Here is a 23,817-nt window from a genome sequence, read left to right as displayed (position 1 = left end):
CATGGCCAAGCAATTTCCGGAACTGGACGACGGGCAGCGTAAATTCATCGAAGAACAGCACATGTTCTTCGTCGGCACTGCGGCACCCGACGGACGGGTCAACATCTCGCCCAAGGGCATGGATTCGCTACGCGTTCTTGGCCCGAACCGGATTGCCTGGATGAACCTGACCGGCAGCGGCAACGAAACCGCCGGTCATCTGCTTGAAGCGAACCGCATGACGCTGATGTGGTGTTCGTTCACGACCCGCCCCATGATCCTGAGAACCTATGGCACCGCGCGCACGCTGCATGTGGGGGACGATGGCTGGGATGAATTGGCTGGCCTTTTCCCTGATCACCGCAGCGCGCGTCAGATCTATGATCTGGATATCGATGTGGTCCAGACTTCGTGCGGCTATGCCGTGCCGTTCATGGGATATCAGTCCGAACGCGACACGATGCAGAAATGGGTCGATGGCAAGTCCGACGAGCAGATCCAATCCTACTGGGTTGAAAAGAACCATCAGACCATTGATGGCAAACCAACGCGCACCCGACCCTGAGTTTATTGATGCTTGAAGCCTATCTGGACCAGATCAAAGCCCATTCCGATCCCGAGCGCGCCGAACAAATGGCGGCCTACCACAAGGCCGACCGCCCCCATCTGGGCGTGGCAAACCCGATCCTGAATGATCTGACCAAAACCTGGCGACAGGAGATGGATGTAGCAGCGCGCGTCGAACTGGCAGATGCGCTGTGGCAAACCAATATTCACGAAGGACGTATTGCCGCCGCAAAACTGCTGACACAGGCGCGCATCCGACCGGATGATGCCGTTTGGGACCTGCTGCAAAGCTGGTTGCCGGATTTTGATGCCTGGGCTGTGGCGGATCACGCCTGCATGGCGATGCAAAAGCGCCTGTCAGCCGACCCTTCGCGGCTGGATCAGGTGGAAAGCTGGACAGAATCGGACCACATGTGGACCAGGCGCGCGGCGCTGGTGGCGACCCTGCCCTGGACCAAGCAGAACCACCCCAAACCGGTAGACCTGCAACGCCGAGACCGCATTCTGGGTTGGGCTGCAGGCTATGTGCCCGATCGCGACTGGTTCATTCAAAAGTCTGTTGCGTGGTGGCTGCGGGAGCTGTCCAAGCACGACGCGGACCGCGTCATTGCCTTTCTGAAGGCACATGGAGATGCGATGAAACCGTTCGCACGAAAAGAGGCTGGCAAATATCTGAAAGGTCAGTTGGAATAAACTTCCAATTCAACCAATTCATCGAATGGCAACAGCAGTGCCCGCATCGCATCCAGCGAAAGGCGGCTGCCGCCCCCGGCTGGCCCGGATGCCGGAATCAGCGTGATATAGGCCTGCGCGCCTGTCCGCGGCACAACCACGCGCCCGGTGAATTCAGTCTCCACCAAAGACGTTTCCAGCCATCGACCAGGTGTTGTGGGATCTCCCAGACCGGCAATCGTGGTTTTTGGACCGAGCCAACCAGTGGCGGCAACGGCAACGGGTTGCGGCTCGACCACCTCTTCTACAACGGCTGGTTCTGCTTCTTCGGGGGGCTTGTCACCACCAAAGACACGATCGGTGGTCGACCGCACGGTGTCACATCCCGCCACCAGAACACAAAAAGCCAAAAGCGCATATCTCATGACGCAAACCTATCGCCCTGCGCGCATCTGTTCCAGCGCAAAGCGCAGTTCGCCCTTGTCGCAGGGCGGTTGCAGCTTTACCTATGTCGCATGACAGCTCCGCTTATCGACCCGTTCGCACGTGCCATCACCTATCTCCGCGTATCCGTTACGGATCGCTGCGATTTCCGCTGTGTCTATTGCATGTCCGAGGACATGACCTTTCTGCCCAAGAAAGACCTGCTGACGCTGGAAGAGCTTGACCGCATGTGCTCGACCTTTGTGAACATGGGTGTTGAAAAGTTGCGCATCACCGGCGGTGAGCCTCTGGTGCGCCGCAATATCATGACATTTTTCAATTCGATGACCCGACATCTGGACAGCGGCGCACTGAAAGAGCTGACGCTAACCACCAATGGTTCGCAACTGCACCGATTTGCCGATGATCTGTACGCCGCAGGTGTGCGTCGCGTGAACGTATCGCTGGATACGCTGGACGAGGATAAATTTGCCAAGGTCACCCGCTGGGGACGGCTCAAACAGGTTCTGAACGGGATCGACGCCGCGCAGAAAGCCGGTCTCCGGGTCAAGATCAATGCGGTCGCCTTGAAAGGGTTCAATGAACCCGAGTTGCCAAAGATCACTGAATGGTGTGCCGAGCGTGACATGGATCTGACCTGGATTGAGGTCATGCCCATGGGCGATATCGGAAACGAAGACCGCCTGGACCAGTACTGGTCTCTTGAAGATGTGCGCAAGGAATATGAAAAACACTATTCCGTCACGGATCTGGCCGAACGGACTGGTGGCCCTGCGCGTTATGTACGGCTTGAGGATACGGGCCAGAAAATCGGCTTTATCACTCCGCTGTCGCATAACTTCTGCGAAAGTTGCAACCGCGTGCGCCTGACCTGCACCGGTGAGCTGTACATGTGCCTTGGGCAAGAGGATATGGCCGACCTGCGCGCCCCGCTGCGCGATCATCCCGACAGTGATAAATCATTGGAAGAGGCAATCAGGTCCGCGATCACCCTCAAGCCCAAAGGGCATGATTTCGACTATTCCCGTCAGGCCGTCGACGGCCAGATGAGCCGCCACATGAGCCACACGGGCGGCTAAAGTGCCAAACAACCCCGACCAGCCAACGCTGCTGTACAAGCTGTATTGCGGCCTGACTTCCGTTGCGGCCCCGCTGGCATGGCGCACGGTTCGCAAAAAGCTGCAGACGGCGGGCGTTCCCGAAACGCGCCAGCAGGAACGCCTTGGCCACGCCACGCAAACCCGCCCGGATGGGCAGCTGATCTGGTTCCACGCCGCCAGCGTTGGCGAAACTCTGTCCGTCATCAGCCTCATCAAACGTCTGGGCGAAGGCCTGCCCCAGGCTGAGTTTCTGATTACCTCCGGAACCCCAACTTCGGCCGCGCTGATCGAAAAACGAATGCCACCGCGCGCACGCCATCAATTCCCACCACTAGACACAGCCGGACCGGTGAAGCGTTTTTTGGATCACTGGCGCCCTGACGCCGGCGTCTTCGTCGAAAGTGAAATCTGGCCACGCCTGATTGTCGAAGCATCTCGGCGCGAGGTTCCGCTGGCGCTGCTCAACGCGCGTCTATCGGATCGCTCGGTCGAGGGATGGAAGAAGCGACCCAAAACCGCGCGATTTATTCTGGACCATTTCACACTGTTCCTAACCCAGAATGACAAGACGGCGGGAAATCTTATCGACATGGGTGCACTCCCCGATCGGGTACAGCCCGGCACCAACCTCAAAGCCATGTCGGACCCCCTGCCGGTCGATCGGACCACGCTGAGCGATATCCGCGCTCAAATCGCCGACCGCCCGATCTGGATCGCCAGTTCGACCCATGCAGGTGAGGAAGAAACGGTTCTGGCCGCGCATGCCAAGCTGTTGCAACGCTGGCCCGATCTGCTGCTTCTGCTGATCCCCCGGCACCCCGAACGACGGTCAGAGGTTGCAGATCTGCTCGAGTCCGCCGGGCAGTCCGCCGCCTTCCGCACCAAGGGCGACAAGATCGCGCCGCAGACTCAAGTTTACGTCGCTGACACACTGGGCGAAACTGGCACATGGTACGCATTGTGCCCAATCGTGTTCCTGGGCGGCTCGCTCAAGGAAATCGGCGGTCACAACCCGTTTGAGCCCGCACAGGTCGGTGCCGCTGTGATCACTGGTCCTGGGTACTTCAATTTTGCGGAAACCTTCGCGCCACTGATCGAAAGCGGCGGCGCGACCGAGGTCAATTCCGCCCCGCAACTCGCGGATGCAGTTGCGAATTGGGTGTCAGACGACACTGCGCTGGACAAAGCGCGGGCTGGCGCGAAATCCTGCGTAAACAACCAGAAATCCGCGTTGGACGATGTGATCAACACCCTGAGCGATACGCTCAACCTCACCTGACGCAGCAAGGGTCCACCTTCATCTGGCCATAAATATCCCGTGGAGCGCGAGGGGCTACCCCCTCGCTTCCCTACGCCGTCATCAGGCCGCGGGCATCCGTTGTTCCACGATCCCGGCCCACCAGCTGCATCCAGCCGGAATCGCCTCGTCGTTAAAATTATATTCGGGATGATGCACAGCCGCTGTGTCGCCATTGCCAACCAGGATGTACGCTCCGGGCCGTTCTTCCAACATAAAGGCAAAGTCTTCACCGCCCATGATCAAGGGCGCTTCGTCACAGTTTCCAGACACCGAGCGCGCGACATCCGCTGCAAAATCGGTCTGCTCGTCGCTGTTTACCATCACCGGATAACCCCGGTAATAGGTCACATCGGCCTGACCACCAAAAGTGGTGGCGATACCTGCGCAGATTTCCTGAACGCGCTTTTCAGCCAAGTCGCGCATTTCCTTGCTCATCGTGCGCACGGTCCCTTTGATCTTCACCGATTGGGGGATCACATTGAACGCGTTTGACGACGTCTCAAACGACGTGACCGAAACCACAAGACGATCAATCGGGTCAGCATTGCGCGATGCAATGGTCTGCAGCGCCAAGACAGCCTGAGCCGCCATCACGGTGGTGTCGACCGTTTCATGCGGCTTGGCGGCGTGCCCGCCTTTCCCTTCGAAAGTGATATCGAACTGATCTGTTGCCGCAAAAAAGGCCCCGGGCCGAATGGCGAAGCTGCCCACCGGACGACCTGGCCAATTGTGCATGCCGTAAACCTCTTGAATGCCCCAGCGGTCCATCATGCCGTCTTCGCACATCTCACGCCCTCCGCCGCCGCCTTCTTCGGCTGGCTGGAAGATCACGACCACAGTGCCGTCAAAATTGCGCGTCTCGGACAGGTATTTCGCGGCCCCCAACAACATCGCCGTATGCCCGTCATGGCCGCAGGCGTGCATCGCGCCATCGGTTTTTGAGGCATAGTCCACCCCCGTCGCCTCGTGGATCGGCAGCGCATCCATATCCGCCCGCAGCCCGATCACCTTGCCGCTTGTGTCCGTCTTGCCCTTGATCACGCCGACAACTCCGGTACGGCCGATACCTGTCACCACTTCATCACAGCCAAAGTCCCGCAACCTGTCGGCGACCAAAGCACTGGTGCGGTGGGTTTCGAACAGGATTTCCGGGTTTTCATGAATATCGCGTCGCCACTCGGTGATTTCACCCTGCAACTCGGCGAACCGGTTTTTGATCGGCATGTTGGTCTCCTAACTGTTGGTTTTCCGGCCTGCTGCTCCGCCATGACTTCAATCTGTTTCGGCAGGTCGCAACGAACCCGCCAACAGGACAATGAATACGGCCAGCGGCAACAGCGCCGTGAATGCTATGCGCAATGTAAGCATCTCTGCGAGAAACCCAATAAGCGGCGGGCCAATCAACAGGCCTCCGTACCCCAGCGTGGCGACGCTGGCGATCGCCTGCCCCGGCGGCACGTTGGGATCACTTGCCGCCCGGCTGAACGCCAACGGCATGATCACCGCGTACCCGATCCCCATCATCGCAAAACCTGCCAATGCCAGTCCTGCCTCGGCAGCGGACACAACACAGAAAACACCCAAAGCGGCGCAAGCCCCGCCAAATCGCGCTGTTGCCACCGGTCCAAACCGCGCAATGACAAACCCGCCTGCCAAGCGGAAAGCAACCATGGCAACCGAGAATACCGCATAGCCCAATGCCGCAATGCTTTCGGCGGCGTCGGTCACATCCCGTAGAAAAATCGCACTCCAATCCGCCACTGCACCTTCCCCCAAAGCTCCGCACAGAGCGGTGAAACCCACAAGGATCAAAGCGCCTGAAGGCAAAGCAAAAACCTTGCCTCCGGACACGGCCGCGCGGCGCGATGTCCAGCGTACCCATGACAATGCCAATGCCAGCCCAACGACGATCCCGCCCGCCAGCAAAAAGTGTTGGATCACTGTCAGCCCTATCTGCACTGCTGCAAATCCGCTGAGGGCGCCCAACCCTGCCCCAAGGCTCCACATCGCGTGGAATGATGACATCACGGGTTTCTTGTACGCCTGCTCAACCTCCGCCGCCCAGGCGTTCATCGCCACATCCATCGAGCCGTGGAAAGCCCCGAATACAAACAAAAAAGCCGCAAGCGACCAGAAGCTACCCGCGAGGGCCAGAAGGATCAACGAAACCGTATAGAGAACGGCAATGTACCGCGTCAGAACCACCGCGCCGAACCTGTCGGTCAGCCGGCCCGTGATCGGAAAGGAACACACCGCGCCCGCCGCCATGAACAACAGGCCATATCCCAGTGTCTCATGTGTCAGGTCCAGTTTGTCCCGAACCGCTGGAATTCGCGATGCCCAGATGCCGAACAATGCGCCATTCAATATGAACATGGCGGCCACTGCCCGCCACGCCGACACGATTCCAATCACAGAGAATTCCCCGACCCAGGTGTCAAACGCGTTTGTTGTACAGCGCGCGGGTCCAAAGGCAAATACGGATCTACTCCAACCGCTTTCGAATCCTGCGGACGGCAAACCATACCGCCAGGACAACCGGAATCGTCACCGCTGCGCTTAACATCCCTTTACTGATCCCGGCACCCGTCAGGGGGTAGAGCAAATAGCTCACCAGCGATACGGCGTAATAGCTGATCGCGACCACGGAAAGCCCCTCGACCGTGTGCTGCAGACGAAGCGCCAGATCGGCGCGGCGATCCATGCTTTCCAACAGGGCCTGGTTCTGCGCGCTGCGCTCAACATCGACGCGGGTTCGCAGCAATTCCCCTGCACGGATGGCCCGATCAGACAGGGCTTGCAGGCGACGTTCCGTGGATTTCACCGTGCGGATCGCCGGGTCGTATCGGCGCATCATAAAGTCCGCAAAGTTCTGACCGCCTTCAAAACGCTCTTCGCGCAGGACCTCAATCCGCTGATTTACGATGGCCTCATAGGCACCCGTGGCTCCGAACCGGAACGAACACTGCGCCGCCAAAGTTTCCAGTTCAATCGAGGTCGACAGCAAGTCCTGAAGCAACTCGTCGGGCTGGGCAGAATTGTCGGTCATTTGCCCCATCAGGCGCGTCAGCTTTTCATCCAGCTTTCCGATACGAGGCATCAGTTGTTTGACCCGCGCAAAACCCAGCATAGACATTGCCTTGTAGGTCTCGATCTCACACAAACGCTGGACGATCCGTCCCGTCCTGCGCCGACCGGTTCCATTCGCGACAAACAGCGCAAACCGCATGTGCCCTGCCGGATCGATACGAAAATCACTTGCACAAACAGCTGCGTCATCCAGCACCCGAGCAACAGCCAGGCTTTCTGGTTCGAACCATTCCAGCAGCTTGGATTTGATCACCTCGTCGCCTTCGCGTTCGACAACACGCACCATGGCCGACGTGACCCTCTGACCGGGGCTGGCCATCAACCAGTCGGGGGGAAAAACCTCAAAATCAGCCGGGTTGAACGCACGCTCGCTGACGTTCTGGGCGATGGCCGTATAGGTCACGAACTCGGTATGTTGTTCCCACTTCAACCAATGGCGGCCGATTTGTCCGGCATAGTGCGTCGCGTCAGGCTGCGGGTGCTGAGCACCGTGGCGGTCGAGAAGATCGATCAGGTGATCCAGATCTTCGCGGCGATCACGTGCGACGGCGGCAACAGATTTCTTGATCGCAAGAAAGACCACTGTACAGGGCATTGCCGCCACCGGAAACGGACGGGCGTGCAATTCATTAGCCAGCGCATAGCGCAGCGGATGGTCATCTATCGGCGTCATCTTGGGCTCCGTTTCGTCCGAGGCACTATACGACACCTTTAAAATTCATCAATTCTCTTTTTATTTCATATACTTACAGGGATACTACGGTATACAAACCCGCTATCTCATTGATTTGGCTGCCACAGCTCGATCGGGTTGCCCTCTGGGTCATGGATGCGCGCGAACTTGCCAACCTCACTGTCCCACTCTGCGTTAGTTTCAACCTTGATCCCTGCGGCTTCAAGCTGTGCAATCATGGTGGCCAGATCATCGACACGAAAATTGATCATCCACTGCTGCTCGGATCTTCCGAAGTACGCGGTGTCCTGCGCAAAGGGGGCGAAGACTGTGTAACCCTCGCGCTGTTTCCATGGCTCCGGGATATAGTGATTTACGCCCAGATGCTTTTCATACCACGCGCTCAAGGCCTCGGGATCACGAGCGCGAAAGAACACGCCGCCTATGCCGTTCACTTTTTCCATCGGGCACCTCCTTTTCAATTCAGGGTACACCAAAAATAGAAAAGGCGCCCACTGGGGCGCCTTTCCGATAGTTATCCTGACCCGGTTTATTCGATCATAGGCAGTAGTTTGTCGAGGCTTGCCTTTGCATCGCCATAGAACATGCGGGTGTTTTCTTTGAAGAACAGCGGGTTTTCGATGCCCGAGTACCCGGTGCCTTGGCCGCGTTTGGACACGAAGACCTGCTTGGCCTTCCAGCATTCCAGAACCGGCATGCCGGCGATGGGGCTGTTGGGGTCTTCCTGCGCCGCAGGGTTCACAATGTCGTTCGAGCCGATGACGATGGCAACATCCGTTTCGGGGAAGTCGTCGTTGATCTCGTCCATTTCCAGCACGATGTCGTATGGCACCTTCGCCTCGGCCAGCAGCACGTTCATGTGGCCCGGCAAACGACCCGCAACAGGGTGGATCGCAAAGCGCACATTCTTGCCCTGCGCCCGCAGCTTGCGGACCAGTTCGGACACCGACTGCTGTGCCTGCGCCACTGCCATGCCGTAGCCGGGGATGATGACAACGCTGTCAGCGTCGTTCAGCGCTGCGGCCACACCGTCGGCTTCGATGGCGATCTGCTCGCCCTCAACCGCCATCTGTTCACCCTGTGGGCCACCAAAGCCGCCCAGGATCACGCTGACAAAATGACGGTTCATCGCCTTACACATGATGTAGGACAGGATTGCACCCGACGAGCCCACCAGCGCACCAACCACGATCAGCAGGTCGTTGCCCAGCGAGAAGCCGATCGCCGCAGCCGCCCAACCCGAGTAGCTGTTCAGCATCGACACAACCACCGGCATGTCGGCACCGCCGATGCCCATGATCAGGTGGTAGCCGATGAACAGCGCCGCCAGAGTCATCAGGAACAGCGGGAAGAAGCCGCCGGTCGAGGTGTACCAGATCAGACAGATCAACGAGAGACCTGCCGCAGCCGCGTTCAGCGCATGACCGCCCGGCAGCTTGGTTGCCGCAGACGTCACCTTGCCCGCCAGCTTGCCATAAGCCACGACCGACCCGGTAAAGGTGATCGCACCGATGAAGACGCCCAGGAACAGTTCGACATGCAGGATCGACAATTCCGCCGGGGTTTTCTTGGCGATCAGTTTGGCAAACCCTCCGAGGCCCGTGTACAGAACTTCTTTCGAGGCATCCGAGACCGCCATCACCTCGGCGACATTCAGAACTTCAAAATGCGCGTTGTATCCGACGAACACAGCTGCCAGACCGACCAGCGAGTGCATCGCAGCCACCAGCTGCGGCATCTCGGTCATCTGCACGCGCTGTGCGACGTACTGACCGATCAGACCACCGCCCGCGATCAGCAGCAGCGACAGCAGCCACAGACCCGAACCGGGGCCAACCAGCGTGGCGAAGACCGCCAGCGCCATACCGACGATGCCATACCAGACCGCGCGCTTGGCGCTTTCCTGGTTCGACAGGCCGCCGAGCGAAAGGATGAACAGAACAGCCGCAACAACGTAGGCGGCAGTAGTGAAGCCAAATTCCATGTGCCCGGCCTCCTTAAGATTTCTGGAACATGGCGAGCATGCGCCGGGTTACGAGGAAGCCGCCGAAGATGTTGATCCCGGCCATGAAGATGGACAGCGCCGCCAGCAGAATGACCAGGATCGACCCCGATCCGATCTGCATCACAGCCCCGACGATAATGATCGACGAGATCGCGTTGGTGATCGCCATCAGCGGTGTGTGCAGGCTGTGCGCGACGCCCCAGATCACCTGGAAGCCCACAAAAATGGCCAGCACAAAGACGATGAAGTGCTGCATGAAGCTGGCCGGAGCGATCAGCCCCACCAACAGCATCAGCGCGCCACCAACCCCCAGCAGGGTGAACTGCTGTTTGGTCTGCGCCTTGAAGGCCGCAACCTCCTGCGCCTTTTTCTCTTCCGGGGTCAGTTCCTTGACTTCCGGTTTCTTCTGCGCCGCGATCGCCTGCACCTTGGGTGGCGGCGGCGGGAAGGTGATGTCGCCTTCAAATGTCACAGTCGCACCCCGGATCACGTCATCTTCCATGTCGTGATTGATCTGACCGTCCTTTTCAGGCGTCAGGTCGGTCATCATGTGACGGATATTGGTCGCGTACAAAGACGAGGACTGCGCCGCCATCCGGCTGGGGAAGTCGGTATAGCCGATGATGGTCACGCCATTGTCGGTCACGATCTTCTCATCCGCCACGGTCAGCTTGCAGTTGCCGCCCTTTTCCGCCGCAAGGTCAACAATGACCGAGCCCGGCTTCATCGCCTCGACCATATCCTTGGTCCAAAGCTCGGGCGCTTCGCGGTTCGGGATCAGCGCGGTGGTGATCACGATGTCTATCTCGGGTGCCAGCTCGCGGAACTTGGCCAGCTGCGCCTCGCGGAATTCCTCGGATTGAACGCTGGCATAACCGCCGGTGGCGGCACCGTCCTGCTGATCCTCACTGAAATCCAGATAGACGAACTCGGCCCCCATCGATTCGACCTGTTCGGCCACTTCGGGGCGCACGTCGAAGGCGTAAGTGATCGCGCCCAACGAGGTCGAGGTGCCGATGGCCGCCAGACCAGCCACACCGGCCCCAACGATCAGCACCTTCGCAGGCGGAACCTTACCGGCAGCCGTCACCTGACCGGTGAAAAAACGGCCAAAGTTGTTGCCCGCCTCGATCACCGCACGGTAACCGGCGATATTTGCCATCGACGACAGCGCGTCCATCTTCTGCGCGCGGCTGATCCGCGGCACCATTTCCATGGCGATGACATTGGCACCCTTGGCCTTGGCCGCTTCCATCCCCTCTTCGTTGCCCGCAGGGTTGAAGAAGGAAATCAACGTCTTACCCTTGGTCAGACGCTTCAGCTCAGCCTCGTTCGGTTGACGCACCTTGGCAACAATGTCGGCCTGCTTCCACAGCGACGCAGCCGTCTTGACGACCTCAACCCCAGCTGCCTCATACGACGCATCCGAAAATCCAGCCGCAGCACCAGCACCCTTCTCAATCAGACATTCATAGCCCAACTTCTGAAGCTGCAACGCTGACTCTGGCGTCATCGCAACACGGTTTTCACCGTCATAAGTCTCTCTCGGTGTGCCTATCTTCACTGGCAGTCCCCCTAATTTTCACTCTGACCGAGCGGGTGGTCGGTATTGTTTGTTAAGCAAAGGTGTATCCTGCGCAACATTATTTCGCAAGCGCAGCATTATTACGTTGTGTCATTACCACATCACCTCATATCCATCGGCGGGTTTGGCGTTCATATCGGGCAAAGTCGGCGCGAAAAGTTCTGCGCATTCTGTCCTCTTCTGGCACGATGAAACGACGTTCCAGAAGCCATACAAATATTGGAATCAGAACCAATGACGCTATGGCATCAAACCGCAGGATCAGGCCAGCTAAGATCAGCACATCGCCAACGTATATGGGGTTTCGGCTACGCTTGAAGATCCCCGATTGCACCAGCGATGTAGGCGTTTCATGCGGGATAATCGTGGTGCGATGACGGCGAAACTCGGCCGCAGCCAGGACGATCAGGATAACTCCGCCCCCGATCAGAACACCGCTGAGCAAATCAACAAACCCATTGTCGAGCGACAAACCCATTGGGAAATGCCGCGCCTGCAGCCATGCCAGCACCGCAAAGCCCAGCAACCACACCGGAGGGACGTCGATTTTTCGCATGTCTGGCAGTCTTTCTTATCCGGGCGGAACAAAGTGTCGCTTTTGCCCGATGACCTACCGCTTTTTGCCGGAAATAGCAAAATCACAGTTGGTCGCAGCCGTGCGATCGGCGCGCGTCCGGACATGGTTGCAGAGAGGGTCTTCGATGATGGACAGCCGCTTTTGGATCAGATAGCCATTTTGCATCAACAATTGCCCACACAATGATGAGAAAACGATGACCGACTTTGCCGCGACAAAAGCCCTGTTCAACCTTCCCCAAGGCGTCGTTTATCTGGACGGAAACTCGCTTGGACCGCTGCCCCGCGCCGCCGGAGATCGGGTCAGTGACATGATGGTTCAGGAATGGGGGCAAATGCTGATCACCGGCTGGAACAAGGCAGGCTGGATGGCGTTGCCGACCGGTTTGGGTGATCGCATCGGACGGCTGATTGGCGCAGAACCCGGTAGTATCGTCACCGGTGACACCCTGTCGATCAAGGTTTACCAGGCCGTTGCTTCAGCGCTGGAATTGTGCCCGGACCGCAAGGTCGTGCTTTCGGACAACGGTAACTTTCCTTCCGACCTCTACATGGTGGATGGCCTGCTTCGCTCACTCGGGCCGGAATATGAACTGCGCGTCGTCGCACCGGAAGACGTAGCTGACAATGTAACCGAGGATGTAGCCGTTTTGATGCTGACCGAGGTGGATTACCGCTCGGGCCGTATCCACGACATGAAAGCTTTGACAGAACTTGCCCATGCAAACGGTACAGTGACAGTCTGGGACCTAGCCCATTCAGCTGGCGCGATTCCCGTCAATTTGGCGGCATGCAATGCAGATTTCGCGGTTGGTTGCACCTACAAATACCTGAACGGCGGGCCGGGTGCGCCCGCATTCATCTATGTCGCCCCGCGCCTGACGGAACAGGTGCGCCCCGCATTGTCCGGGTGGTTGGGCCACGAGTCGCCTTTTGCCTTTGATCTGGACTATCGCGCCGGCAACGGGATCGAAAGAATGCGTGTCGGTACGCCTCCGATCCTTCAGATGGTCGCCCTATCCGCGGCGATGGACATATGGGATATGGCTGACATGCAGGACGTACGGACCAAATCCATTGAATTGACCGAGTTGTTCATCAAACGTGTCGAATCCGCCTGCCCCGATTTGCAACTGGCAAGCCCGCGTGATCCTGCCCAGCGCGGTAGTCAGGTGTCTTTCCGATTTGCCGACGGCTATGCCGCCATGCAGGCCCTGATTGCCCACGGTGTGATCGGAGACTTCCGCGCGCCTGACATCATGCGGTTTGGCTTCACGCCGCTGTACATTGATGAGCAGGATGTTGAAAATGCAGTCGAAATCTTGGCGGACATCATGCAGAACCGCCTGTGGGACGCACCAGAATTCAAGGTGCGTCAGCGCGTTACCTGACTTCTAGCCCAGCTCCTATCAGAGCGGCAAACTGGGCAACACGGGTTTCATATTCTTCCGCGCCAATAGCGCTTGCCTTCAGCCCCTTCAGAGTGGCCGTTATCGTTTTGGCCGCCTCGTCTGCCTCCATCTGCAACCTGACTCGCCCGGCCTGATTTTCGCGCTTCAGCCACTCGGCATATAGGCGCGCAAGCTTAGCCTCGCCTTGCGATATGATTTCTGACGACATGGATTTGGTCGTATCTAACATTTCAAGCCCATGTGGGGACGCTAGGATGGTGGCCATCCCTTCGGTTTGAGCGTGAACCGCGCCCTTGAAAATGTCCGAAACTGAGCCCGGTTTGGTCAGCGCCGCAGCCACTGCAACGCTTTTCGCTGCATAGTAGAGTTCGGTCAGCTTCGTGACGATCGCCTCTTTATTTTTGAAATGCAGATACACTGCCGGACGGGACATCCCTGCGCCCTGCGCTATGTCATCCATCGAGGTCTTGCGGAATCCATAAGTCGCAAAGGCCCGAAACGCCGAGTCCAGGATCGCCTGTTGCCGTGAACCTTCAGTTACATCTGCCATCCCCGAACTCGTGACACTTTTTGTTCATTTTGTCAATTGACATACTGACACTTTTCAACAATTATGTCAGAAACCAGCCACAGCTACGAGAGGTGCGCCATGGCGACCGCCCTTAAGATCAACGGAACGCAACATCAGGTTGACTTGCCCGATGACGTCCCCCTGCTTTGGGTTCTACGGGATGAGGTCGGTTTGACTGGCACCAAATTCGGCTGCGGCGTGGCCGCTTGCGGGGCCTGCACCGTGCACATTGACGGCGAGGCTGTGCGTTCGTGCCAAGTGGCCCTGTCCGATGTCTGGGGCGATGTGACCACGATTGAAGGCATTGGCACCCCGGACGCGATGGCCGCGATTCAGCAGGCCTGGGTCGATCATCAGGTGGCGCAATGCGGCTACTGTCAGTCGGGCCAGATCATGCAGGCCGCAGCGCTGCTGGCCGAAAACCCTGCGCCTTCGGATACCGATATCGACGATGCCATGCAGGGCAATTTGTGCCGCTGTGGCACCTACCCCCGCATCCGCGCTGCAATCCACGACGCGGCATCCAAGCTGAAAGAGGCATAAACGATGGCATCCGTTGGAAAAATCCTCCGTCGTACTTTCTTGATTGGCTCAGCAGCGATTGTCGGGGGCGTGGCCTTTGGCGCCTATTACGTCAGCCGTCCGGCCGCCAATCCGCTCAAACCTGCTAGGGGCGAAACCGCGCTCAGCCCCTTTGTTCTGATTGATCAGCAAGGCGTCACCCTGTTCGCCCCGCGTGCTGAGATGGGACAAGGTGTAATGACCACGTGGGCGGCGCTGATCGCAGAAGAACTGGATGTGGAACTGGACCAGATCCGCGTTCTGCACGGCCCCGCAGCAGCGGCCTATTACAACTCGGCCCTGGTTGGTGAGGGATTGCCGAACAAGGGTTATGACATCTCGGACTTCCAGCACAATTTGGGGGAGGCTCTGGGCGTTCTTGGCAGGACGCTGAGCTTGCAGGTGACCGGTGGTTCGACCTCGATGAAAGATGGCTTCGAGCGTATGCGCGAAGCGGGTGCGACCGCGCGCGAAACGCTGAAACAGGCCGCCGCTGACCGTCTGGGCGTGGATCGTGCGCAACTGAAGACCGAGAACGGTGCTGTAATCGCGCCGAACGGGACGCGCATTCCGTATACTGAGCTTGCCGAGGCCGCCGGTCAGATTGAACCGCCGGAAGTCGAATTGCGCGATCCGTCCAACTGGCGCTTGCTGGGGCGGAACTTGCCGCGTGTGGATGTGGTCGGCAAATCCACCGGAACGGCTGAGTTCGGGATCGATGTGCGCCCCGAGGGTCTGAAATTCGCCTCGGTCCGGATCAATCCCAAGCTGGGCGGCGAGATGAAGGGTTTTGATGCCAGCGCAGCCGAGCAGATGCCGGGCGTGGAAAAGGTGGTTGATCTGGGCAATGGCGTGGCTGTGATTGCCAGCAACACGTGGCTGGCCATTCAGGCCGTCGAGGCAATTGACGTGGATTGGGGCGACGCCCCCTACCCACCTGAAACTGACGCCATTTTCACCGAAATTGCCAGTGCATTCGACGCGTCCCCCAATTCGACCATGCGCGATGACGGCGACGTTGACACTCTGCCCGACGGCGCCACCGAAATCACGGCCGAATATACGGTGCCCTATCTGGCCCATTCCACGATGGAGCCGATGAACGCCACAGCGCTGTTCACAGGCTCGGCGCTGGAACTGTGGTGCGGCAATCAGGCCCCGACGCTTGTCCAAATACGCGCGGCCAACACGGCCAACCTGGACAAAGAGGCCGTTCAGATCCACACCACCTATCTGGGCGGAGGGTTTGGCCGCCGGGGCGAGCTGGACTTCGGCGAGATCGCGACAAAGGTCGCAATGGCCATGCCCGGCGTCCCTGTCCAGACCACCTGGAGCCGTGAAGAGGACATGCGCCATGACTACTATCGCCCCGGCGCGATGGCTCGGATGCGGGGGGCAGTCAAAGACGGCCAAGCCGTTCTGATTGACGGCAAGGTCGCGGCGCAATCCTGCACGCAACAAGCGGTTCAGCGCTATACCGGCTTGCCGGCTGGCGGACCTGACAAAGTGCTGGTCGAAGGGTTTTTTAACCAACCCTACGCGGTGCCAAACTATCGCATGAGCGGGCACATCGCAGATCTGGATATTCCGGTCGGCTTCTGGCGCTCGGTCGGGAACAGCCACAATGGCTTCTTCCACGATACATTCATGGACGAGATGGCCAATGCCGCAGGACGAGATCCGCTGGAGTTCCGCTTGGAACTGGCCAAAGCCGAGCACGCGCCATCGGCAGGCTGCCTACAGGCCGTGAAAGAGATGTCCGGCTGGACCGGAGAAACCCCGGACGGTGTCGGGCGCGGTGTGGCGATGGCCTATAGTTTTGGCACGCCGGTCGCACAGGTGATCGAGGTCGTCGATGAGGACGGCACTATCCGTATCGCCAAGGTATGGATCGCCTGTGACGTCGGTCTGGCCTTGGACCCCGGCACAGTCGAGGCACAGATGTTCGGCGGCATGATTTATGGCCTGTCGGCGGCCGTGATGGGTGAGATCACATTCTCGGACGGTGAGGTCGAACAGTACAACTTCCCCGACTACGACGCTCTGCGGATGCACAATGCTCCGGTGACACAGGTGAAAATTCTGGAAACGAACCACCACATGGGTGGCGTTGGCGAACCGGGGACACCCCCGTCCATGCCCGCGCTCGGCAATGCCCTGTTCGACCTGACGGGTGAGCGCGCCCGCACTCTGCCTTTGATCAATCAGTTCAATCTGCTGGTTTGATCGCGCTGCGCCGGTCCGAACCCTCTCTCTCGGATCGGCGCAGGAATTACGCGGATTGTTGGACCAGCGCCCTATCCGAACCGGTTGCCCATGCATGTACAGCAGCACCGAACGCCTTGAATAAAGGGCGGGACACGGGATCATTTTCGGCGTCCCATTCCGGGTGCCATTGCACTGACAATGTAAACCCGGGTGCGTCCTGAATATAAATCGCCTCGGGCGTTCCATCGGGTGCTTGACCATCAATCACAACCCGACGCCCAACCGATTTGATCCCTTGCCCGTGCAAGGTGTTCGTCATCACTTCGGTCGCACCCATCAGGCGGTGGAATACACCACCCTCGTTCAGCGCAACGACATGACGCAGGGCAAATTTCTCTTCCAGGGTCCCATCGGGCGGCATGCGGTGGTTCATCCGACCCGGCAGATCGCGTATTTCCGGGTACAGTGTCCCGCCCATCGCCACGTTGACCTCTTGGAACCCTCGACAGATGCCAAAGAAGGGCTGCCCACGCTCTACACAGGATCGCACCAGCGGCAGGGTAATAGCATCGCGCGCCCGGTCGAACTCGCCATGGGCCTCGGTCGCGGACTCGCCGTATTCCTCGGGGTGGACATTCGGGCGCCCGCCGGTCAGCAGAAATCCGTCGCAGACCTCAAGCAGCTCATCGACCGAGACATAGCGCGGATCGGCTGGGATCAGCAGCGGCAGACAGTCCGAAACATTGGCAACCGCGTCCGAGTTCATCGTGCCACCGGCATGGGTCGGATATTGATCATTCATCAAGTACGAGTTGCCGATGATACCGACGACGGGTCGAGACATGCTGCGTTCCTGCGTTTTCTGTTTGCTTTCCAAAAACTATCGACCGCAAGAACAGCGCGCAATAGCACAGGCCCTGCGTGTCAGCGCAAGCTCTTGTTCAACTGTGCACATGTTGGAAAATGATCGCGCTTTGTCTGGTACTTTAGCCATTGCCCGTTTTTGTGGCTTTGCACGAACATCGCATTGGGGCGGAGAGCCCAAAAGGCTCTCCGCCAGTCATCAGGTTCAGATCTCGCCAATCAGGCCGGCAGTTTCGATCCCGGCCAATGCCGCTGCGGCATCATTGTCAGACGTATCGCCGGTCACGCCGACCGCACCGATCACTGCGCCCTTTTTGTCGCGCAGCAACACACCACCCGGAACCGGCACAACCTGCCCACCATAGACGCCATTCACAGCTGCCATGAAATAGGCCTGCGCCTCGGCCCGCTGCATCTGCGCTGTGCCGGCCAGACCAAGCATCACCGAGCCATAAGCCTTGCCATGCGCAATCGCGAACCGACCAGGGGCCGCGCCGTCTTCGCGTTCGAACGCGATAACATGACCGCCTGCATCAAGAACGACGACGGAAAGGGGTTTCAGCTCCCTTTCGTGCCCCTTCTCAAGGGTCTTTCGGATGATGGTGCGGGCTTTGCGGAGGGAAACTCCCATGTCGTGTCCTATCGTTCCTGATGGTTTAAAGGCTGGCTTTTAGTTCCAGACGGCGGGCATGCAGGACCGGCTCGGTATAGCCCGAGGGTTGCACACGCCCCTTGAAGACCAGATCACAGGCCGCTTGGAAAGCAATTCCGTCGAAACCGGGTGCCAACGGGCGATAGTCTGCGTCATTTTCGTTCTGGCGATCCACCACAGCGGCCATTTTTTGCATCGCAGCCATGACCTGCCCTTCCGAGACAATATCATGGTGCAACCAGTTGGCCAGCGCCTGAGATGAAATCCGGCAGGTCGCGCGATCCTCCATCAGACCGACATCGTTGATATCCGGCACCTTCGAACAGCCAACACCCTGATCAACCCAACGCACCACGTATCCAAGAATGCCCTGCGCGTTGTTCTCGATCTCGCGGGCGATCTCGTCTTCGCTGAGGTTTCGACCGCCCAGCAGCGGAATGGTCAGCAAATCCCCCAGCGTCCCCCGTGCGCCACCGGCAGCCAGTTCATCTTGGCGGGCCAGTACGTCGATCTTGTGATAGTGCGTCGCGTGCAGTGTCGCGGCCGTCGGCGACGGCACCCAGGCACAGGTCGCGCCGGATTTCGGGTGGCCGATCTTCTGCTCCAGCATGTCGCCCATCCGGTCGGGCATAGCCCACATGCCTTTACCAATCTGCGCCTTGCCCTTCAGGCCGCAGGCCAACCCAATATCTACGTTGCGATCTTCATAAGACGCAATCCAGGGCGTGTTCTTGATGTCGCCCTTGGGCAGCATTGGCCCGGCTTCGATCGAGGTGTGAATCTCATCCCCGGTCCGGTCAAGAAAACCGGTGTTGATGAAAGCCACCCGCGATTTCGCAGCACGGATGCATTCCTTGAGGTTGACCGACGTGCGGCGTTCTTCATCCATGATGCCCAGCTTCACGGTATTGCGCGGCAGGCCAAGGATGTCTTCGACCATGTCAAAAATCTCGACCGAGAACGCGACTTCTTTCGGGCCGTGCATTTTGGGTTTCACCACATAGACCGAGCCTTGGACAGAATTTCCGCCGTCTCGCTTAAGATCATGCATGGCAATCAGCGTCGTGCAGAGTGCATCCATCAACCCTTCGCCGATCTCATTGCCCTGTTCATCCAACACAGCAGGGTTTGTCATCAAATGCCCGACGTTGCGGATCAGCATCAGCGAACGACCCTTCAAGCTGCCTGTCTCACCGGATGCCGTTGTAAAGCTTAGGTCCTTGGCAAGTTTGCGGGTGAAAGTCGTGTTGCCCTTGTTCACCTCTTCGGTCAGGTCACCCTTCATCAACCCAAGCCAGTTGCCATATGCCACCACCTTGTCAGCGGCATCGACGCAAGCGACCGAATCCTCGCAATCCATGATGGTCGACAAGGCCGATTCCAGACGCATATCGGCAATACGCGCCGGATCAGTGGCCCCGATAGCGCTGTGTCCGTCGATCCTGATCTGAATGTGCAGCCCGTTGTTGCAGAGCAGTACCGCATCCGGTTTGCCCGGATCTCCGTCGTAACCTACAAATTGTTTAGGATTGGCCAGAGTTGGCATCAGCGCGCCGTCCTGTACGCTCAGATCTGAGACATCAGCCCATGACCCGAAAGCCAGCGGCACTGCGTCATCCAAGAACCCTTTGGCCCATGCAATCACCCGCGCGCCCCGCGCTGCGTCGTAGCCGCCAGCCGCGGGCAGATCACCCATCGCATCCGTTCCGTAAAGCGCATCGTAAAGGCTGCCCCAACGTGCATTGGCTGCGTTCAGTGCAAATCGCGCATTGGTAATCGGAACAACAAGCTGCGGTCCGGGGATCGAGGCGATCTCGGGGTCGACATTGGCGGTTTCAATCTGGAAATCCGCACCTTCCTCAACCAGATAGCCGATCTCGTGCAGGAAAGCCTGATAGGCTTCGGCGTCGTGGTCCTGCCCTTGGCGCTCAAGATGCCATGCATCGACCTTGCCCTGAATGTCCTGCCGCTTGGCCAGAAAGGCGCGGTTCTTGGGGCCAAGCTCGGCGACCATGCGCGCCAGACCATCCCAGAAGGCATCTGCTGTGACACCGGTTCCCGGCAGGGCTTGGCCTTCGATGAACTCGGCCAGAACCGTATCCACCTGCAATCCGCTGCGCGCCTGTCTGCTGCTCATTTTGTTTCTCCCGGGAATGTGCACGACTGTATGCCGTCAGCATTTAGGACGAAAGTTTCCGATAGGCAACGTGCGCCGCAGCGTCGCGGTCAAAAAGACTTACCAAAATCAATTTTCGGGACATTCCGACGCGCGGATCGCACCGCTTGCAGCCAACCGCCACAGCCCATACGTTCGCGCAAACACAAAATCACGCGAGGCCCCTGATGCGCGACGCTGCCCCAACGACGATCTATCTGAAAGACTACACACCCTTTGGTTATCTGGTGGACAGCGTGCACCTGACGTTCGACCTCGCCGCCCACGCAACCCGCGTCACCTCTCGCATTGCATTTCGCCCGAACCCGGAGGCCAGCGACAAGACGTTCTTTCTGCACGGCGAAGACCTCAAGCTGATCCGCGCATCCATCGACGGCGCGGATATCACCCCCGAGATTACCGACAAGGGCATGACCGTTGTTACCCCCGACGCGCCGTTTATCTGGGAGGCCGAGGTTGAGATCGATCCCGGCAATAACACGGCGCTCGAAGGCCTATATATGTCGAACGGCATGTACTGCACTCAGTGCGAGGCCGAAGGTTTCCGCAAGATCACCTTCTACCCTGACCGCCCTGATGTGATGTCCACCTTCACTGTGCGCATCAATGGTGATCTGCCTGTTTTGCTGTCCAACGGCAACCCTTCGGGCAAAGGCGAAGGTTGGGCAGAATGGACCGACCCGTGGCCCAAACCCGCTTACCTGTTCGCGCTGGTCGCGGGCGAGTTGATCGCCCATCCCGGCCAGTTCACCACCATGTCGGGTCGCGATGTGGAGCTGAACCTCTGGGTCCGTCCCGGCGATGAAGGTAAATGCGATTTCGGTATGGAAGCCCTGAGGAAGTCCATGAAATGGGACGAAGACGTCTATGGTCGGGAATACGATCTGGACGTTTTCAACATCGTTGCCGTGGACGATTTCAACATGGGCGCGATGGAGAACAAGGGGTTGAATATCTTCAACTCATCCGCTGTTCTGGCCAGCCCCGAAACCTCGACCGATGCCAATTTTGAACGGATCGAAGCGATCATCGCGCATGAGTATTTCCACAATTGGACCGGCAACCGGATCACCTGCCGCGACTGGTTCCAACTGTGCCTGAAAGAAGGGCTGACCGTTTTCCGGGATGCGCAGTTTACCTCGGACATTCGCTCGGCCCCGGTAAAGCGGATTGAAGACGCCATCGACCTGCGCGCGCGGCAATTCCCCGAAGATAACGGGCCCTTGTCGCATCCAGTCCGGCCTGAGAGTTTTCAGGAAATCAACAACTTCTACACCGCGACCGTCTACGAAAAAGGTGCCGAGATCATCGGTATGCTGAAACGTCTGGTTGGTGATGAGGCCTACTCAAAGGCCTTGGATCTGTATTTCCTCCGCCATGACGGACAGGCCTGCACCATTGAAGACTGGATCAAGGTGTTTGAGGACACCACCGACCGCGATCTGAGCCAGTTCAAGCGCTGGTACAGCCAATCTGGCACGCCGCGCGTGACAGTGAGCGAAGATTGGAATGACGGCACATATACGCTGACATTGGCGCAGCACACCGAAGAAACACCTGGGCAGTCCGAAAAGCTGCCGCAAGTGATCCCTGTCGCGGTGGGTTTGCTTGGACAAAATGGTGACGAAGTACGCGCGACCGAAGTTCTGGAACTGACTGAGGCGGAACAAAGCTTCCAATTCACTGGGCTGGCGGCAAAACCTGTGGCCTCGATCCTGCGAGATTTCTCGGCCCCTGTGATCCTTGAGCACGATCACACCGATGCCGATCGCGCCTTCCTTCTGGCCCACGACACTGATCCTTTCAATCGGTGGCAGGCGGGACGGTCATTGGCGCAGGACACGCTGTTGCGCATGATCCTCGAAGACGCAACGCCGGGTGCGGATTACTTGGACGGGGTGCTGGCCGTTCTGCGCGACGGCGAATTGGACCCGGCGTATCGCGCCCTGATGCTGGGTCTGCCTTCGCAATCCGAACTGGCGGCCGCGTTGTCCGACCGGGGTGAAACACCTGACCCTATGGCGATCTGGACAGCGGTCGAGACGCTGCGGCAGGCAACCGCGCAGCACGTTCAGGACTTGCTACCGCGCTTGCACAGCGAAACCGTGATCGAGGCACCATACAGTCCCGATGCAGACCAAGCCGGCAAACGTTCGCTTGGCAATGCCGCACTGGCCCTGACGTCACGGCTTGATGGTGCGGCAATGGCAGCCGAGCAATACGCGGCGGCTGGCAACATGACACAGCAACTGAGCGCCCTGTCCTGCCTGCTGCGCGCAAGCAAGGGTGAGGCCGAGCTTTCTGCGTTCTACGAACAATGGCAGCACGACCGTCTAGTTATGGACAAATGGTTTGCCCTTCAGGTCGGGATGGCCTCTCCAGCGACCACGGCAGACGTCGCCCGCACCCTGACCGAGCATTCGGAATTCAACTGGAAGAATCCCAACCGGTTCCGGGCGGTGATGGGTGCGCTGGCGATGAACCACGCCGGTTTCCACCGCGCAGATGGTGATGGTTATGCATTGCTGGCCGACTGGCTGATCAAACTGGACCCGGTCAACCCGCAGACCACGGCGCGGATGTGTTCGGCCTTCCAGACCTGGAAACGCTATGACGCGGACCGTCAGGACCTGATCCGCGCACAGCTGACCCGCATCGCAGAAACGCCCGACCTGTCGCGCGACACGACCGAAATGGTTTCGCGCATTCTCAACGCATGACGGAATTCAAGTTTACACGTCAGAACCGGGCACCGCGCACTGTCGGTGTCCTGATCTGCGTTTATGCGGCCTTGCTGGCACTTGTGATCCTGTTCGACGCGGCATGGTGGCTGATGGCGCTGTTGGCGTTGCCTACGTTACCGGCCATTTGGGATATTGCTCAGAACACCAGCGCAGGGCTGGTTCTTGATCAAAACAAACTGCGCTGGTTTACCGGCACCCGTGAGGCCGAAATTGATCGTTCGGACATTGATTATGTTCGCTTTGACACGCGTTGGGATTTCTCGGTGCGCGTTTCTCTGATTTTGAGATCCGGCAAGCGGATTCGGCTGCCTGATGAGTCGTCTCCGCACCACAGGGACTTCGAACAGGTCCTGCAACAGGCTGGTTTTCGAATTGAACGTCATCACTTCGTCACATTTTGAAACAATAGGTTCATTTTTCAAGGATTAGAGGCAAATGCTAACCAGTCCCCTTCAAAGACCTTGAATTTGACACCGATTACGGCAAAGCTCTTACCCTCAAGTTTCTGGTTTGTTTGTTTCGAGTGCCGCCATGTTCTGGTTTTTTAGGGACCGTTCGTCCCGTTCCCGATCTTCTATTTCTCATCCCGCTGCATCCGGCGCGTATTTCGCTGACCC

Annotated in this window: 21 protein-coding genes; 9 read left to right on the top strand and 12 right to left on the bottom strand. The window is 58.5% G+C overall.

The window, feature by feature from the left end; all coding sequences use genetic code 11:
- The first annotated feature begins 1 nt into the window (after position 1).
- Both AC2FD9_RS06700 and AC2FD9_RS06695 read left to right on the top strand, forming a co-directional pair.
- On the top strand, positions 2-544 hold the full coding sequence (locus tag AC2FD9_RS06700) for a pyridoxamine 5'-phosphate oxidase family protein (protein WP_496835999.1): 543 nt from the start codon (positions 2-4) through the stop codon (positions 542-544).
- An 8-nt stretch (positions 545-552) separates the two neighbouring features.
- Positions 553-1,239: a DNA alkylation repair protein gene (locus tag AC2FD9_RS06695; RefSeq protein WP_496835998.1), complete on the top strand. Its 687-nt coding sequence runs from the start codon at positions 553-555 to the stop codon at positions 1,237-1,239.
- On the opposite strand, the gene AC2FD9_RS06690 is transcribed toward AC2FD9_RS06695, so the two are convergent.
- Positions 1,227-1,643 carry a hypothetical protein gene (locus tag AC2FD9_RS06690; RefSeq protein ID WP_058274375.1) on the bottom strand — a complete coding sequence of 139 codons (417 nt, stop codon included), beginning with the start codon at positions 1,641-1,643 and terminating at the stop codon, positions 1,227-1,229. The genes AC2FD9_RS06695 and AC2FD9_RS06690 overlap by 13 nt on opposite strands.
- A 90-nt stretch (positions 1,644-1,733) precedes the next feature.
- On the opposite strand from AC2FD9_RS06690, the gene moaA reads away from it, so the two are divergent.
- Complete coding sequence (gene moaA / locus AC2FD9_RS06685; RefSeq protein ID WP_058274374.1) at positions 1,734-2,741, top strand: GTP 3',8-cyclase MoaA; 1,008 nt, start codon at positions 1,734-1,736, stop codon at positions 2,739-2,741.
- A gap of 1 nt (position 2,742) precedes the next feature.
- On the top strand, positions 2,743-4,041 hold the full coding sequence (locus AC2FD9_RS06680) for a 3-deoxy-D-manno-octulosonic acid transferase (RefSeq protein WP_496835996.1): 1,299 nt from the start codon (positions 2,743-2,745) through the stop codon (positions 4,039-4,041).
- An 81-nt stretch (positions 4,042-4,122) separates the two neighbouring features.
- On the opposite strand, the gene AC2FD9_RS06675 is transcribed toward AC2FD9_RS06680, so the two are convergent.
- The 7 genes from AC2FD9_RS06675 to AC2FD9_RS06645 all read right to left on the bottom strand — a co-directional run bounded on the left by AC2FD9_RS06675 (position 4,123) and on the right by AC2FD9_RS06645 (position 11,992).
- Positions 4,123-5,286 carry a M20 aminoacylase family protein gene (locus tag AC2FD9_RS06675; RefSeq protein WP_496835994.1) on the bottom strand — a complete coding sequence of 388 codons (1,164 nt, stop codon included), beginning with the start codon at positions 5,284-5,286 and terminating at the stop codon, positions 4,123-4,125.
- Between the two features lie 48 nt (positions 5,287-5,334).
- Entirely contained in the window at positions 5,335-6,438 is a 1,104-nt protein-coding gene (locus tag AC2FD9_RS06670) for an MFS transporter (RefSeq protein WP_496835992.1), read from the bottom strand.
- Positions 6,439-6,547: 109 nt separating this feature from the next.
- A complete protein-coding gene (locus tag AC2FD9_RS06665; protein WP_282168803.1) occupies positions 6,548-7,825 on the bottom strand; it encodes a DUF3422 family protein in 1,278 nt (425 codons plus the stop codon).
- A 107-nt stretch (positions 7,826-7,932) separates the two neighbouring features.
- Positions 7,933-8,289, bottom strand: coding sequence for a VOC family protein (locus tag AC2FD9_RS06660; protein WP_282119160.1), 357 nt, complete (start codon positions 8,287-8,289; stop codon positions 7,933-7,935).
- An 86-nt stretch (positions 8,290-8,375) separates the two neighbouring features.
- The gene (locus AC2FD9_RS06655) at positions 8,376-9,830 is read right to left on the bottom strand and encodes an NAD(P)(+) transhydrogenase (Re/Si-specific) subunit beta (RefSeq protein ID WP_282168804.1); all 1,455 of its coding nucleotides are present in this window, start codon (positions 9,828-9,830) and stop codon (positions 8,376-8,378) included.
- Positions 9,831-9,843: 13 nt separating this feature from the next.
- Positions 9,844-11,415 (bottom strand): Re/Si-specific NAD(P)(+) transhydrogenase subunit alpha, encoded by a 1,572-nt coding sequence (locus AC2FD9_RS06650; protein ID WP_058274367.1) that lies wholly within the window; start codon positions 11,413-11,415, stop codon positions 9,844-9,846.
- 127 nt (positions 11,416-11,542) lie between these two features.
- Positions 11,543-11,992, bottom strand: a complete 450-nt coding sequence (locus AC2FD9_RS06645) for a methyltransferase family protein (RefSeq protein ID WP_496720481.1) — start codon at positions 11,990-11,992, stop codon at positions 11,543-11,545.
- Positions 11,993-12,209: 217 nt separating this feature from the next.
- Between AC2FD9_RS06645 and kynU the strand changes: the two genes are divergently transcribed.
- Complete coding sequence (gene kynU, locus AC2FD9_RS06640) at positions 12,210-13,403, top strand: kynureninase (RefSeq protein ID WP_472723284.1); 1,194 nt, start codon at positions 12,210-12,212, stop codon at positions 13,401-13,403.
- Here the strand turns inward: kynU and AC2FD9_RS06635 are convergent.
- Positions 13,396-13,974, bottom strand: coding sequence for a TetR/AcrR family transcriptional regulator (locus AC2FD9_RS06635; protein WP_496835988.1), 579 nt, complete (start codon positions 13,972-13,974; stop codon positions 13,396-13,398). The two genes, kynU and AC2FD9_RS06635, sit on opposite strands and share 8 nt — an antisense overlap.
- A gap of 99 nt (positions 13,975-14,073) precedes the next feature.
- On the opposite strand from AC2FD9_RS06635, the gene AC2FD9_RS06630 reads away from it, so the two are divergent.
- Positions 14,074-14,538, top strand: coding sequence for a (2Fe-2S)-binding protein (locus AC2FD9_RS06630; protein ID WP_282168808.1), 465 nt, complete (start codon positions 14,074-14,076; stop codon positions 14,536-14,538).
- A 3-nt stretch (positions 14,539-14,541) separates the two neighbouring features.
- Positions 14,542-16,782, top strand: coding sequence for a xanthine dehydrogenase family protein molybdopterin-binding subunit (locus AC2FD9_RS06625; RefSeq protein WP_496835986.1), 2,241 nt, complete (start codon positions 14,542-14,544; stop codon positions 16,780-16,782).
- Between the two features lie 46 nt (positions 16,783-16,828).
- On the opposite strand, the gene AC2FD9_RS06620 is transcribed toward AC2FD9_RS06625, so the two are convergent.
- The 3 genes from AC2FD9_RS06620 to AC2FD9_RS06610 all read right to left on the bottom strand — a co-directional run bounded on the left by AC2FD9_RS06620 (position 16,829) and on the right by AC2FD9_RS06610 (position 20,417).
- The gene (locus AC2FD9_RS06620; protein WP_058274470.1) at positions 16,829-17,608 is read right to left on the bottom strand and encodes a gamma-glutamyl-gamma-aminobutyrate hydrolase family protein; all 780 of its coding nucleotides are present in this window, start codon (positions 17,606-17,608) and stop codon (positions 16,829-16,831) included.
- 225 nt (positions 17,609-17,833) lie between these two features.
- Positions 17,834-18,259 carry a GlcG/HbpS family heme-binding protein gene (locus tag AC2FD9_RS06615; protein ID WP_496695869.1) on the bottom strand — a complete coding sequence of 142 codons (426 nt, stop codon included), beginning with the start codon at positions 18,257-18,259 and terminating at the stop codon, positions 17,834-17,836.
- 25 nt (positions 18,260-18,284) lie between these two features.
- Entirely contained in the window at positions 18,285-20,417 is a 2,133-nt protein-coding gene (locus tag AC2FD9_RS06610; RefSeq protein ID WP_496835983.1) for a malate synthase G, read from the bottom strand.
- A gap of 206 nt (positions 20,418-20,623) precedes the next feature.
- Between AC2FD9_RS06610 and pepN the strand changes: the two genes are divergently transcribed.
- Together pepN and AC2FD9_RS06600 are read left to right on the top strand one after the other, a co-directional pair.
- Positions 20,624-23,176 carry an aminopeptidase N gene (gene pepN, locus AC2FD9_RS06605; protein WP_496835982.1) on the top strand — a complete coding sequence of 851 codons (2,553 nt, stop codon included), beginning with the start codon at positions 20,624-20,626 and terminating at the stop codon, positions 23,174-23,176.
- A complete protein-coding gene (locus AC2FD9_RS06600; RefSeq protein ID WP_058274358.1) occupies positions 23,173-23,601 on the top strand; it encodes a hypothetical protein in 429 nt (142 codons plus the stop codon). The genes pepN and AC2FD9_RS06600 overlap by 4 nt, the downstream gene beginning before the upstream one ends.
- Positions 23,602-23,817: the final 216 nt, after the last annotated feature.

This window comes from Ruegeria sp. YTSC230 (assembly GCF_059609665.1).
The sequence above is the reverse complement of the archived record's forward strand: the minus strand, read 5'-3'. Positions and strand labels throughout refer to the sequence as shown.

Bases quoted from the DNA above. Each gene is read 5' to 3' on its own strand.
- AC2FD9_RS06700 (WP_496835999.1), top strand. From the start codon at position 2: ATGGCCAAGCAATTTCCGGAACTGGACGACGGGCAGCGTAAATTCATC.
- AC2FD9_RS06695 (WP_496835998.1), top strand. From the start codon at position 553: ATGCTTGAAGCCTATCTGGACCAGATCAAAGCCCATTCCGATCCCGAG.
- AC2FD9_RS06690 (WP_058274375.1), bottom strand. From the start codon at position 1,643: ATGAGATATGCGCTTTTGGCTTTTTGTGTTCTGGTGGCGGGATGTGAC.
- moaA (WP_058274374.1), top strand. From the start codon at position 1,734: ATGACAGCTCCGCTTATCGACCCGTTCGCACGTGCCATCACCTATCTC.
- AC2FD9_RS06675 (WP_496835994.1), bottom strand. From the start codon at position 5,286: ATGCCGATCAAAAACCGGTTCGCCGAGTTGCAGGGTGAAATCACCGAG.
- AC2FD9_RS06670 (WP_496835992.1), bottom strand. From the start codon at position 6,438: ATGTTCATATTGAATGGCGCATTGTTCGGCATCTGGGCATCGCGAATT.
- AC2FD9_RS06665 (WP_282168803.1), bottom strand. From the start codon at position 7,825: ATGACGCCGATAGATGACCATCCGCTGCGCTATGCGCTGGCTAATGAA.
- AC2FD9_RS06660 (WP_282119160.1), bottom strand. From the start codon at position 8,289: ATGGAAAAAGTGAACGGCATAGGCGGCGTGTTCTTTCGCGCTCGTGAT.
- AC2FD9_RS06655 (WP_282168804.1), bottom strand. From the start codon at position 9,830: ATGGAATTTGGCTTCACTACTGCCGCCTACGTTGTTGCGGCTGTTCTG.
- AC2FD9_RS06645 (WP_496720481.1), bottom strand. From the start codon at position 11,992: ATGCGAAAAATCGACGTCCCTCCGGTGTGGTTGCTGGGCTTTGCGGTG.
- kynU (WP_472723284.1), top strand. From the start codon at position 12,210: ATGACCGACTTTGCCGCGACAAAAGCCCTGTTCAACCTTCCCCAAGGC.
- AC2FD9_RS06635 (WP_496835988.1), bottom strand. From the start codon at position 13,974: ATGGCAGATGTAACTGAAGGTTCACGGCAACAGGCGATCCTGGACTCG.
- AC2FD9_RS06630 (WP_282168808.1), top strand. From the start codon at position 14,074: ATGGCGACCGCCCTTAAGATCAACGGAACGCAACATCAGGTTGACTTG.
- AC2FD9_RS06625 (WP_496835986.1), top strand. From the start codon at position 14,542: ATGGCATCCGTTGGAAAAATCCTCCGTCGTACTTTCTTGATTGGCTCA.
- AC2FD9_RS06620 (WP_058274470.1), bottom strand. From the start codon at position 17,608: ATGTCTCGACCCGTCGTCGGTATCATCGGCAACTCGTACTTGATGAAT.
- AC2FD9_RS06615 (WP_496695869.1), bottom strand. From the start codon at position 18,259: ATGGGAGTTTCCCTCCGCAAAGCCCGCACCATCATCCGAAAGACCCTT.
- AC2FD9_RS06610 (WP_496835983.1), bottom strand. From the start codon at position 20,417: ATGAGCAGCAGACAGGCGCGCAGCGGATTGCAGGTGGATACGGTTCTG.
- pepN (WP_496835982.1), top strand. From the start codon at position 20,624: ATGCGCGACGCTGCCCCAACGACGATCTATCTGAAAGACTACACACCC.
- AC2FD9_RS06600 (WP_058274358.1), top strand. From the start codon at position 23,173: ATGACGGAATTCAAGTTTACACGTCAGAACCGGGCACCGCGCACTGTC.